The sequence below is a fragment of the Okeania sp. SIO2F4 genome, assembly GCF_010672385.1.
In the GTDB taxonomy this organism is placed as follows: domain Bacteria; phylum Cyanobacteriota; class Cyanobacteriia; order Cyanobacteriales; family Microcoleaceae; genus Trichodesmium.
The window spans coordinates 4,741-18,434 of sequence record NZ_JAAHGT010000075.1; the positions used below are offsets into that span (position 1 = coordinate 4,741).

Consider the following 13,694-nt stretch of genomic DNA (forward strand, 5'->3'; position numbering starts at 1 on the left):
ACTATAGCTATTGCTAAGGTAGCTATCAACAAACCATTTTTTTACTAGCATTCAGTATTCAGCTAAAATTCGGGAGTTAAAGTCCCCTATACAATTTTCAAACTAATTACTGATTGCTAATTTCTATTTTGGTCTAGATAAGAAAGTAAACTTTTTAATCAATTTTGTAGCAAATATTTATCTTGGTAACTAAATAAAATCTTAAAAAAATAGGTTTACTTATTTAACAATCGCTATTTTTTTTCTATATTAAAAATTAAAACAGAAAGTTTAACAAATCATTGGAGAAAATTTGATGCAAGTTGCACCCAAACCAGAAACAACAACAATTAATCATTCCCCACCAGAAACTATCACCCTTGATGTCAGTGGGATGAAATGTGCTGGATGTGTCAAAGCAGTGGAGCGTCAACTAACCCAACAAACAGGTGTTATCTCCGCTCGCGTCAACCTGGCAACCGAAGTCGCAACAGTTGAATGCGAAACAAACCAGATCGACCCAAATACCCTCGCCCAAAAACTCACAGATAATGGTTTCCCCACTCAACCACGTCTCGATACCTCCGAAACAGACCCCTCCAAAAAACAAACCGAACGTCATCGCCAAGAAATAAAACAACAAATATGGCGTATAGCGATCGCTTCTTTACTACTTATTCTCTCAGGTATCGGACATTTAGGTCACTTCCTTAGTGTAGAAATTCCCATTGTAGGAAATATTTGGTTTCATGCAGCATTAGCTACTCTAGCTTTATTATTACCAGGGCGAGAAATAATTATCGACGGCGCTCGGAGTATGTTACGCAACGCTCCCAATATGAACACTTTAGTTGGTTTAGGAGCTGTCACTGCTTATACTGCTAGTATTGTTGCCTTGTTATTTCCACAGTTGGGATGGGAATGCTTTTTTGACGAACCTGTAATGATCCTCGGTTTCATCCTTTTAGGTAAAACCCTTGAGCAACAAGCAAGATATCGAGCAGCATCTACCCTACATTCATTAATTGCACTCCAACCAGCAACCGCACGTTTAGTTCCCCCTCCTAACGGTGAAAATAATTCTGCCGAGTCTTTAGAAATTCCTGCCTCACGAATCAAAGTGGGAGAATATTTACAAGTATTGCCTGGGGAAAAATTTCCTGTGGATGGAGAAATATGTGATGGTAAAACTACTGTGGATGAGTCGATGCTTACTGGGGAGTCGATACCTATAGTTAAAGAATTTGGTGCTAATGTTGCTGCGGGAACTATTAATAAGTCTGGCACTATAGTTATCCAGGCAACTCGCACGGGTTCGGAAACTACATTAGCTCAAATTGTCAAATTAGTCGAAACTGCTCAAACTAGAAAAGCACCCATTCAAAATTTAGCAGATACGGTGGCAGGATATTTTACTTATGGTGTAATGACTATTGCTTCTGTGACATTTCTATTCTGGTATTTTGTCGGCACTAATATTTGGTCTCACGTTTTGCAGACATCCAGTCACGAAGGAATGATAATGACTCATTCTACTTCCCCCCTACTTTTGAGCTTGAAATTGGCGATCGCTGTTTTGGTTATTGCTTGTCCTTGTGCGTTAGGTTTGGCAACACCTACTGCTATATTAGTCGGTTCGGGTGTGGGAGCGCAAAGAGGTTTGTTAATTAAAGGTGGGGATGTATTGGAAAAGGTGCATGAGTTAGATACTATTGTCTTTGACAAAACTGGAACATTGACTACTGGTCATCCGACCGTCACTGATATTGTTGGGGATAACCCAGAATGGTTATTACAGGTTGCTGCTACTGTAGAAAGTGGTGCGAGTCATCCTTTAGCTGAGGCAATTTTACAAAAAGCAGAGCAAGAGAATTTGGCGTTATTGCCAGCAACAGATTTTTATACTGAAGCAGGTTTAGGAATATCTGCTGTTGTGGATGGCAAACTTGCTTTAGTCGGAAATTTAGAATGGTTGAAAAACTATAACGTTGTTGTAGAGCAAAAGAATATTCCCACTTTAATAGACAAAACAACTGTTTATGTAAGTGTGGATGGAGTGTTACTTGGAGTTATAGGAGTTAGTGATGCACTGCGGGATGATGCTCAAGCAACAGTTAAACTTCTGCAAAATATCGGTTTAAGGGTAATGTTGTTGACAGGCGATCGCTCTTCTGTTGCCAAAACTATTGCGCAACAGTTAGGTTTAACTGCGGACGATGTTTTGGCAGAAGTACCACCAGAAGGTAAAGCTCAGGCGATCGCTACTTTACAGTCAAAAGGTGAGAAGGTGGGAATGGTAGGAGATGGTATTAATGATGCTCCTGCTTTAGCTCAAGCGGATGTTGGTATTGGGATGCAAGCAGGTACAGATGTGGCGGTGGAAACTGCTGATATTGTATTGATGCAGGATAAGTTGATGGATGTGGTGGAGTCTATTAAACTGAGTCGCACTACTTTCAACAAAATTCGTCAAAATCTTTTTTGGGCGTTTGCCTATAATATTGTTGGTATTCCTGTAGCTGCGGGGGTATTGTTGCCGAGTTTAGGAATTATTCTTAGTCCGAGTGCTGCGGGTGCTTTAATGGCGTTTAGTTCGGTGAGTGTTGTGACTAACTCTTTGTTATTGCGTAGTACATTTCGTTGAAAGTAAACCAAAGTAGGAGCGTGACACACCTAAAATGTTGCAATAGTAGGGTCGGATTCCGCGTTAAATTAATGAGTCTAGGATTTACGCAAAAACCATATATATAGCGTTCAAAACCATAACGTTATAGTTTTTTGACTCTATATATAGTACATTTGCGTAAGTTCTGGAGTTTTCACATTTAATCAGATAAACCCGCCCCCCAATGATATAATTCACTATCAGGACTTATGCAGAGACACTATATATAGCGTTATATAGCGTTCAAAAACTATAACGTTATAGATACATAGTGTTTAAGACTCAGAAATGCCTAAGCCCTGACTATTAGACCTCTCCGGAAAAGAGGGAGTAGGGAGTAGTAGGGACGTTGCATGCAACGTCCGTACGGAGTAGGGGGAAAGAATTAATGATTTATGGACGATAATTGATTTGATTTTTAATCATCGGAGATGTATATTTTAAATGAAACGGTTTAGTGCTACTTAAACATTTTATGGTCGGAAAAATGCCTCAAAGTCTCTCTAGACAAGGGAATTACCTTGATGCCCTAAAAATGGCTAGAACCGTTGGTAATTCAGGATTTATACCTTTTTGACGTCAAAGCCTTTGCCCGTCTATATTTGACCCTGTTTTTTGAGTTTATTTTGTTTAAGTCCCGTTAGTAGGGATGTTTTATGGAACGTCCCTGCAAGAATATTCTATTTATTACTAATTATAGAAAGATACTATATATCAACATACCTGAAAATATTGATTTAAAATGAGTCGAAATATTCGCCTTTTTCCCTCCTATTCTCAAAGAGAAAATCAGACTACAAACCATTGTCTGCTGATTCTAAAAATGCTTTATGAAGAAAATCCCAAATTTTTATCAGAAGTTTTGAGTAAACTACTGGGTGAAAGCTTATCTGGAAAAATTGAAGTGAAATTTACTCAACAAGGTAATCATTCAGCTATTAGCATTCAGCATTCAGCTTTTGGTATTTTCGTAAAGAATAAAGCAACTAATAAGATTAGGAATGAGGATTTATTAACTTCCAGATTTTTTTGACAGAAGCATTTAAGTGGAATACTCCTAGCCAAAAATTGTGGATCTTATTTAATTCTCATTCCTTAGCTGATGACCTTTTTCCTGTCGGACTTTTAATTCTCCTTGAAGACTAATTCCTGACAAAATAATGAATTAATGGCTGATAGCTGTTAGCGTTAGCGTTAGCGCAGCTCCTCTGCAAGAGGCAGCTCCTCTGTAAGAGGCAGCTCCTCTGTTAGCGCAGCTCCTCCGGAGGAGGCAAGAGGCTAGCTGACTGCTGAATGCTTACTCAACAAGTAAGAAGAAAACAAAGTATTCCTGATGGAGAAATTACTCAAGAACCTTTCTCTATTTTTATTGAAACTAAAAGGGGAAATAATTTTGATGAAGGACAATTGTTACGTCATCTAGAAAACCTCAAACAAAAGCAAGGAGCAAAAGTTCTTATTGCTCTTGCTAATTATGAACAAGATGAACCTAACGATCCGGCTTTTTCCAATGTCAAAAATACTGCCGAAGTAGATAAAATTTTATTTTTACCTATTAGTTTTGAAGATTTTATAGAATCAATAAAACTGGAAAGTTTACCAAAAAATCTAGCCGATGCGATTAACGATTTAGAAGAATATTTTAATGAATAAAATTTGTTACCTTCTTGGAAATATCGTCTAGATGTTGTGAATTGTGCTGGAACTTATGATGATGTTATCAAGCATAATCTATATGTTTGTACAGCAAAAGGTGGTCAGTATAGTCATCGTCGTAGTCTTTATTTTGGAGTATATCGAAATAAACAGGTAAATGAGGTAGCTAAGATTGAAACTGTTGTGGATATTGAGTCAGAAGATGAGTATTCTATTAAATGGAAAAACGTTAACAAATCGGATGAAGAATTAGTTGAAATTGCTAGAAGTCGTCGTAGTTATATTGATGATTCATGGTATCCAGCACGAGTATTTTTATTAGCTAATTTACATCCGACTAATTTTCGCAAGACTACTCCTGGGGGTATGCAAAGCAGTAAACAATACTTTGATATTAGTAATTTGAATGTGAATGATGCTATAGATTTAGCCGAAAAATTAAAAGATAAAAGTTGGGAAAAATATTAATAAAAATTCTCTACTTTAAATAGGGAGAAAAATATTCTTTCCCAACCCTCTTAATACCATTTATCAAAAACTTTTCTACATTTTATTGAGCAGCAGTAGTGGCGTGACACACCTAAAAATGTAGGTTGGGTTGAGGCAACGAAACCCAACAAAACCTTATTGTTTTTGGGTTTCCTACGTCAACACAACCTACGCTTATTGCACCATTTTAGTTGTGTCAGTCCAGTAGTAAAACACCGTTTTTAATAATTTAGATTTAGGTGCGTTACGTTATCACTAACAGCACCCTACTAACTCTATATTAATCATCTAATTTAAGCAGCTAACAGAGATTTTTTTTCTCCATAAACATAAGCAGTTTTAGTCATAGGATGAAAATTTATCCATTCCCATTGTTGCTGTAATGCTTTGAATAAACGATTTGTTCCTTGAATCATTGGCATGGGAAATTGTTCTAATTTTTTGGGAGATTCTAACAATTTTTTAGGGATACGATACTTAAGAGAAAATTCTGCAATGACTGGCAAATTTTCTGTATGCTTTAAATACCAAAAACTTAAATCTGTTTTGACAATATTTTTATCTCCAAACTGTAAATTTCCAAGTTTTCTTACCACCTCATAAACTTGAAAATTATTGACTATCTCAATCGGAGTTTTTTCAGGAATATCAAGAGATTTTAATCCAGGAAATAATTTAGTCACCTGTTTGATATTTTCAAAGTTCGGTTGCTTATTTTTAATCACAGATATTGACTGAGAAAACTTGCTTTGAAATGGTGGAATAATATCTTCCTCAAACTTAGTTTTACCTGGTTTAGTTGCCGATAAATCCTGTGAAGCTGACAAATAACGGTCTGGTTCACGATGTTTGAGAGTTACTTGATATTCTGGTTGTTCATATTTTTTTTCTTGCCTAATTCTCAGGATAAAACCATAATGACGCAAATCAAAATTTGGCGTATCTAGGTAATAAGTTTGCCTATATTTTTCTTCTGTTTCTCTGCTAATAAATTTTCCTGAAAACTGTTGTGTTAATAACTCAACTAAATTACCAAATCTTTCTACGGTATGGGCACGGTCATAAAATTGATTAACGTTGAGAATAAGTTTATATTCTCTGGAATTAATTGCTTGGTTGCAGTTCTTCATCACTAATTTTTTATTGCATCTGTGTAGGAGTTATGACAACCTGAAACTTATTGATTCAAGTTTTAAGTTTGAGGATGTTTTTTAGCAGATGCGCCCCTGGGTTAATGAAGTCAGAAGTTAGAAGTCAGAAGTCAGAAGTAATCTTTTATAGGCTCAAAACTTTGAGGCTACATTCAATAATTAATAATTAACAATTAATAATTAATAATTAATAATTACCTCTTCTTAAAACATTGAGGATTGGTTAAAAGGAAAATTTTTTCTTCTCTTGGTCGATTGGATATGGCTAGGTTTCCTCAGCATCCCATCCTACGGAATGATCCGCAAACATTTCGGCGACAGCCGTTAACGAAGTTGTGCGGAACGCTAAACGACCCCTTTTTTCCCATATAGGAGAGGCTTTAAAACTTAGTTTTTCGGTAACTTCAGGAAATTATTTAAAATCTCAAGTTTAAAACCATTTGTGAAATCTTTAAAGTGAATTAGTGTAAAAGTTATTTGCTGAAATAATGATGTTAACAGCAATTAGATTTTGTGCTATTATTTCTACCAATTTATTGCCAGAAATAATTCAACAAAAATGCCGAGTTAAAACCAAAATTTTTCATCTCTTGAAATCTGAACAAAATTAATATAATGCTATACCCTTGCTCAAAATTTCCCTAAAAAATAGGAACGTTTTTTTTCAAGTTTAAACTCCATACTTTCGGTGGAATTGCATCAATAGTAACTGTAACTATTTATTGAGTAGTATTGCTTAAATCAAGCATTGCCCCTGAAAAAATTTAGCTTTTGGCCAAAAAAAACATTTTATTTTACCGATCGGCTATTTCTTAGCTATTATAAACTTACATATTAATATGTGGCAATACCAGAAAAAAACTTCAAAAAATATTTTTATTTATTATTTTTTCATTTGTCTGTTCTAGAAATCAGAATAATTTGGTTAACAAAATAGAAATTTGGTGGTGGTGCATTTTAATGGTCGTGCATTGTCATTATTTTTGTTACCAGAACAGTGGGAGCATCTTGCTCCCGTGCCAGACATTCCTTGTTCCTTGTATACCATTACTATGCATGACTACCAGAAATTTATTCGTAGGGGTTTGGTCACCAAACCCCTATAGCTACCTGAAAAATAAAATGACAAAATTATATAGCTAAGAAAGAATTGCTTAGGACAATTACTGATGATGAACCTTAGACTAGAAAATGTTTTTCCAACTGTTCCCTGTTCCCTGTTCCCTGTTCCCTGCTATATCAAACATGAAAAACAAATATTCCCCACCCTTGGAGAAATAAGGATGGAGAATATCGTAAGTTAAGTCAAGCAAATAAACTAAATCAATTTAACATCTGGATACTCAGCAATCATATCATCAGCAGTTAAAGTATCCCCACTTGCTTGAGGAGTCCACAGAACTTCAACAGCTAATAACTGTTCACTAGAAATAGCTCCCATTTGACTCAAAGCACGTCTCAAGTCTTCTGTACTATTAATAGCTGGTAATATTAGTTTCCCTTGAGTACCCACAATAATAGTAACTACAATATATTCCCCTGGTGCTTCTGGTTGTTGAGTCACCAGTTCGCCATTAGTGTCACTAACTGGCAAAGAAGTTTGAGCATCTTTAGAGATTAATTGATTATTGTAGTTAGAAAGAGTTTCCTCAGAAAACTTACTACGTTCACTCAGAGCATACTGATTAAATTTTGCCTCTGCGGAGTCTAACCTTGCTTGTTCACTTTGGGCAGCACCATAACTCCAATATTCAGGATGACGTAATAAAGATAATGTTGTCTCTTGGAGAACTTGTACTCTACCAACAGCAGAACCAGTATCAGCATTTTCTGCTATTCTATCGAGGTCTGTTTGTAAACTCCTAGCTTCTGCTAATAAACCAACTTGTACACGAGCAACAGAAACAGTCGGGTTATCACTATAGTTCTCAAACTCATCTCCTGAACTTGCTCTGCGGAAACTACTAACTAAGAAATTAGCGATCGCGATAAAAATCAAAATTGTAAATAGACTACCAAACCCACCGAAACCAAAGAAAGGTATTAAGAAGGGAAAACCAAAACCACCCCCTCGATAGTAACCACCTCCGGGAGTACGAGTAGGTGAAGTATAGGTCCGACTAGGCATTCTAAATGACCCACCGCCCATACGCCCCCCACTACGAGCGGCCATTGCTGCATCAGCTTGACTGAAAACTAAGGTTAGCACCAACCCAATGACAAAAAATGATTTGAGAATACCTTTAATGTTGGAAAGCAGTTTTTTACTCATAAGTAATTGTTAATATTGCTATACATCTTCAATGTACCGCTTTCTCTCTGGACTGTGCAGTTAAATCTAGTTATTTAATTATTGGGATATCCCTACTTGTGTAGTAGAGCATCAAATTTTAAAATTTTAATGTTGTATTCTGGGTTAATCTTTGCCTATCTATAGCGCTATAGTTTTGGTAATGTATCTAAATATTTCTGCCAAATTTCCCAAATATATAGGACTTGCAAATCTATTTGCTGTAAGTATTTAGAGTCAGGGTTTGGAGACCAAACCCCTACTAACCTTATATAACTTCAACTTCTGAGTTTTGACTTCTGAGTTCTATGTAGCGCTATAGTTTTGGTAATGTATCTAAATTTCTGCCAAATTTCCCAAATATATAGGACTTGCAAATCTATTTGCTGTAAGTATTTAGAGTCAGGGTTTGGAGACCAAACCCCTACTAACCTTATATAACTTCAACTTCTGAGTTTTGACTTCTGAGTTCTATGTAGCGCTATAGTTTTGGTAATGTATCTAAATTTCTGCCAAATTTCCCAAGTATATAGGACTTAAAAATCTATTTGCTGTAAGTATTTAGAGTCAGGGTTTGGAGAGTAAACCCCTACTAACCTTATATAACTTCAACTTCTGAGTTCTGACTTCTGAGTTCTATGTAGCGCTATAGTTTTGGTAATGTATCTAAATATTTCTGCCAAATTTCCCAAATATATAGGACTTGCAAATCTATTTGCTGTAAGTATTTAGAGTCAGGGTTTGGAGACCAAACCCCTACTAACCTCATATAACTTCAACTTCTGAGTTCTGACTTCTGATTTCTGACTTCATGCAACACCGCCTCCAACAATAGTAACTATTTCCAATTTATCCCCTGGCTGCATTTCAGTTTTATCCCAAAATTGTCTATGTAGAATCTCGCCATTATATTCTACAGCTACCAAACGGGGATTTAACCCCAACTCTTCCAGGAAATTTGGTAGGAGTGTCTGGGGTAAACAGGTACGAGTTTCTCCATTAACTTTAAGTGTAATTTGATTTGACATTAGACATCTCGAATAATAAAAAATAAAACCAATTATCCAACTAAATACATCAACTATTTCTTCCGACGTTGCTGAACCAAGAGATGAATCTTTGCAGACAAGGTAAACCTATCTTTCTGCTTCCTCTTTATCTAAAAAAATTCATCCCACACTCCCCACACTCCCCCTACTCCCTCTTTTGTAGCCTAGACTTTTTCGGGTAATATATTATGAGAACGTAGAGTTTGATAACGATTTAGTTGAGACAGAAAATATTGAGTTACCAAAGTTGGTTGCTCTGCTTGCATAATTGCCCTAACTACAGATACACGTTCCGCACCAGAAGATAGAACTTCATCACAGTTTTGCATATCAATTCCACCAATAGCAAACCAGGGAATAGGACAATTATTCATAGCATAACTAACATATTCTAAACCTGCTGCTGCTTTATCTGATTTAGTAGGAGTTTCATATACTGGTCCTACTCCAATATAATCTGCTTCCTCCTGAATTGCCCGCCTCATTTCTTCTGGGTTTGTAGTAGAACGACCTACGAGCTTCTGAGGGCCAAGTAATTGTCGGGCAAGATTAATAGGTATATCATCTTGTCCCAGATGAACTCCATCTGCATCAGTGGCGATCGCTAAGTCTACTCGGTCATTAACAATAAATAGAGCGCCATAGCGACGACAAATTTGACAAAGTTTTTGTGCTTCTGTCAATCTTGTAATGTCATTTGCTGTTTTGTTTCGATATTGGACAAGAGTTAATCCTCCCTGAAGAGCAGCTTCTACTATATCGGTTAATCTTTCTTGAGGTGAGGTGACGAGATACAAGTAAGAGTTTTGCAGTTGTTGATTTCTTTGATAAGCGAGAAGCCCACTTTCGATAGTATAAACTCGGTAACGTATTTGTTTACAAGCGGAAGCCATCTGGGAGTTATAGATTTTTCCATATTCTTCTAGAACTCTGAGTGCTTCTTCTAAGCGACAAAAGTTAACTTGCAGTAGTTGTTGAACATCTGAGCGGTGTTCTTCCTGTGGATGAGTCAATTCTGTACCAGGGTCACCAGGGGTATTGCGGGACATTCTCAGTTCTGTGCCATGCCAACTGCCAATCTCTTGACGTAGTTGTTTACACTCATTGGCCAAGTTAATACTATTGAGGCCAAAGCGACACCATTCTTCAATAATTCTCAGTCCTTCCCGCGCCCTATCTAAGTTAGCATCTAAAATTCGACGAACGGCAGGCTGCACATTCTTATCCCAATTGTATTTATCGCCCATAAAAATTATCCTATAAATTTTAATCGTACCTTGTCAAAATAACTATAATCTTGCCCTTTCAAATATGTGAGGGGCAGACTAAGACAAATTTTGCTACTAAGCTACTAATATAGATTTTTTTATAGTATAATATTGCCTGCAATATAGAAATTAAATAGTAGTCGTTAACTAGGAGCAATTCGGAGTTAATCTTAGCAATTGGTTCACTAACTACACCAGGTGCTGTTACCTATAAGTTATCTGCTTTTTTATATTTCCTTGACAAACAATCTTTTAACAATAGTTAAGATAATTTTTGAAATATTTTAGTTAGTATTAGGGACTTCCAGATCAAAAAATATACAATTACCCTGAATTTAGGGAGTAGGGAGTGGGGAGTAGGGAGTAGGGAAATTAGGTAGCGAAACAAATAGTTCTGGTTCAAAAATTGGATATTTTATTTTTTGCTATTCCCTTATGACGACAGTGGAAAGCCTAAAGTATAGTTAGGCTATTTTAATAGAAAATCCTGACTATAATAGCTATAAATTTTTGTTAGATTAATTGTTTATACTATCGCGCTTCAGTAGTAATAAAATTTTGATTAGTACCTATTTAATAAATGTTTTCTACAAATAAATTTTAGGTAGTAAGTAAGTCTTTATGTTCTAGGATAGGAAATTAAGTTTCCCGCTATCCGAGCGTTTTATTTGGTAAGCATTCAGCTATTAGCAGTCAGCTATCACCAATTAGATATCTCCCTTCAAAGGGAGGTTGAAATTAATACTTCTCAGAGTTAAGGGAGCTTACGACCGGCAGTAACTTTTAATTCTCTCTAAATTCAATAGCTGTTAATTTAGTTCCTTTGCAGGAGACTGGCTAATAGCTGACGGCTGTTTGCGTAGCATGACCTAGGAAATGCTTACGTTATTTGTAACATTTTTTTTCATGCTTTGGTTCAGGATGACTACCTCAAAAAAATCTAGTACACTATTTATTTTCTGATAATTTCGATGATTAAAAAATCCATTCAGGTCAAAAAATCAATCTATGACAAGAAAAATCAATTAATGAAATTTCAACGGAAAAAAGTATTATTAGGAATAGGTATTGGTATCTTTTTTGTTGGCGGTACACTCAATTATTTAACTGATAATTTACTGATTTATCAGGTAAGAGAAATATTTTTGGCATCTGGTCAAAATATTAATACAGCAGATGCAAAAGGAAATACACAATTACATAATGCTATTCAGGATAATGAGTCTGAAGTAATAGATATATTAATTGCTAATGGCGCTCAGGTTAATGCGAAAAATAACAATGATAATACTCCACTACATTATGCAAGTAAAAGTCAGGAAATAACTGCTTTACTTGTTAAGAAAGGAGCAGATGTTAATGTTAAAAATAATCAAGGTATTACTCCTCTACATAATGCTCGTCGGCGAGGAGTAGCTGAAATATTAATTACTCATGGAGCCGATATAAATGCTCAAGATAAAAAAGGTAAAACTCCTCTACATTATCTAGTAACTAACGATAGTCAATCAGCAGCAGAATTATTAATTGATCGGGGAGCAAATATTAATGCTAAAGATAATAATAATCAGACTCCTTTGGATTATGTGCGAAGTCAAGAGATGGCAAAATTAATGATTAGTCGTGGAGCAAAGTTTGGTGATTCAGATGTTAGTGTTAATTCTGGTAATTATAGTTTATTACATGAAGCTGTAGCACTGGAAAACAAAAAATTAATTGACCTACTAATTGCTAATGGTGCAAATGTAAATATTCAAGATGAAGATGGAAATACACCTCTACATTATGGAAAAGATAATCGGGAAATTGCTCAATTATTAATTGTTCATGGTGCTAATGTTAACGCTAAAAATCAAGAAGGTAATACTTGCCTACATCAAACAGAAAATCTAAAAGTTGCTCAATTATTAATTGCTAATGGTGCTGATATTAACGCTAAAAATAAATGGGGATTTACTCCCATTTTTACTACATCTAAATCTGTGGCAAAACTGTTATTTACTCAGGGTGCTGATTTAAAAGCAACAATAGTAAATGCTAAAGATGCTGATGGTATTACCCCATTACATTACGCTAAGTTAGCTCAATTAGCTGTCATTTTAATTGCGGATGGAGCAGATGTTAATGCTAGAGATAATTATGGTGAAACTCCTTTACATTATGCTAGAGATAATCAAGATGTGGCTACAATTTTAATCGCTAATGGAGCAAATGTGAATGCCAAAAATAATTATGGTGAAACTCCTCTACATAAAGTAGATAACCAGAAAGTAGCTGCTTTGTTAATTTCTCATGGAGCAGATGTGAATGTCAAAAATAATTATGGCGAAACTCCCCTAAATAGTATCGACAATCAGGCAATAGTAGAGTTTCTTAAGAACAAAATAGATGGAGATATAAAATAATTTCGGGTAATTGCAAAGTTCTATTTATATCTCTAAAAATAAGACCATTTTACGGAAGTAAAAAGTCAAAAGCGAGTGGGTAATTCTGAGGTCTCCATTTCCTGCGGAAACGCTCCGCGAACAGAATGTAAGACGCACTCAAGACAGTTAAAAGTAAGATTTTATAGGCTCAAAACTTTGATACTAAAGTAATTTAGGGAAATTATTTCAAATCTAAAGTTTCAAATTATTTGTGACATCTTTAAAGTGAATTGATATAAGTTTTGCTAGATATATCAAGACTTAGATCGTGGCAGCTTAATTAGCAATAGAACTCCATTCTGCTTATGCTAACAAAAAACTTTCCCTCTTTCTCTTCCTTATACTTTCTTTCTTTCCTCTCCATGACCAAAAAATCAGGTGTAAAGCCTCCCCTAATAGGGGATGAAAAAAAAAATCAACTTCAGTATTTCAAACCTCCAGTTTTAGCGGTCGGTACTGATAACTGATAACTGATAACTGAAATGACCCATTATCTTTAAAGAATCAAATTATCTTTACAAAAATTTGAATCTTTGTTCAAAACACCCCATAATAAGGGAATAGCAAAAAATAAATTATCCCAATTTTTGTACTCTATCGTTATTGGTTACTCCCTACTCCCTTACTTTTTCAATTTCTTCCCTACTCCCTTATTTTCATAGCTAATGGGATAATTTTTTATTTGGAAGTCCCTAAAAGATACTTGACAAAATATAATAAC

The 13,694-nt window shown here is 35.5% G+C and carries 9 protein-coding genes; 5 read left to right on the forward strand and 4 right to left on the reverse strand.

Annotated elements, in window-relative coordinates; genetic code table 11:
* Positions 1-295: 295 nt before the first annotated feature.
* The 4 genes from F6K22_RS07425 (at position 296) to F6K22_RS07440 (ending at position 4,768) form a co-directional block, all read left to right on the forward strand.
* Positions 296-2,623, forward strand: a complete 2,328-nt coding sequence (locus F6K22_RS07425; RefSeq protein WP_293095280.1) for a heavy metal translocating P-type ATPase — start codon at positions 296-298, stop codon at positions 2,621-2,623.
* Positions 2,624-3,386: 763 nt separating this feature from the next.
* Entirely contained in the window at positions 3,387-3,677 is a 291-nt protein-coding gene (locus tag F6K22_RS07430) for a hypothetical protein (protein WP_293095282.1), read from the forward strand.
* A gap of 260 nt (positions 3,678-3,937) precedes the next feature.
* A complete protein-coding gene (locus F6K22_RS07435; protein WP_293095284.1) occupies positions 3,938-4,297 on the forward strand; it encodes a hypothetical protein in 360 nt (119 codons plus the stop codon).
* A 3-nt stretch (positions 4,298-4,300) separates the two neighbouring features.
* Positions 4,301-4,768, forward strand: coding sequence for a hypothetical protein (locus F6K22_RS07440; RefSeq protein WP_293095287.1), 468 nt, complete (start codon positions 4,301-4,303; stop codon positions 4,766-4,768).
* Between the two features lie 314 nt (positions 4,769-5,082).
* Here the strand turns inward: F6K22_RS07440 and F6K22_RS07445 are convergent, their stop codons facing one another.
* The 4 genes from F6K22_RS07445 to F6K22_RS07460 form a co-directional block, all read right to left on the reverse strand.
* The gene (locus F6K22_RS07445; protein ID WP_293095289.1) at positions 5,083-5,919 is read right to left on the reverse strand and encodes a CYTH domain-containing protein; all 837 of its coding nucleotides are present in this window, start codon (positions 5,917-5,919) and stop codon (positions 5,083-5,085) included.
* Between the two features lie 1,339 nt (positions 5,920-7,258).
* Positions 7,259-8,212 (reverse strand): DUF1517 domain-containing protein, encoded by a 954-nt coding sequence (locus F6K22_RS07450; protein ID WP_293095291.1) that lies wholly within the window; start codon positions 8,210-8,212, stop codon positions 7,259-7,261.
* Between the two features lie 827 nt (positions 8,213-9,039).
* On the reverse strand, positions 9,040-9,258 hold the full coding sequence (gene thiS / locus F6K22_RS07455) for a sulfur carrier protein ThiS (RefSeq protein ID WP_094673453.1): 219 nt from the start codon (positions 9,256-9,258) through the stop codon (positions 9,040-9,042).
* Between the two features lie 185 nt (positions 9,259-9,443).
* The gene (locus F6K22_RS07460; protein ID WP_293095297.1) at positions 9,444-10,526 is read right to left on the reverse strand and encodes a thiamine phosphate synthase; all 1,083 of its coding nucleotides are present in this window, start codon (positions 10,524-10,526) and stop codon (positions 9,444-9,446) included.
* Positions 10,527-11,518: 992 nt separating this feature from the next.
* On the opposite strand from F6K22_RS07460, the gene F6K22_RS07465 reads away from it, so the two are divergent.
* Positions 11,519-12,952 (forward strand): ankyrin repeat domain-containing protein, encoded by a 1,434-nt coding sequence (locus tag F6K22_RS07465; protein ID WP_293095299.1) that lies wholly within the window; start codon positions 11,519-11,521, stop codon positions 12,950-12,952.
* The last annotated feature ends 742 nt before the right edge of the window (positions 12,953-13,694 follow it).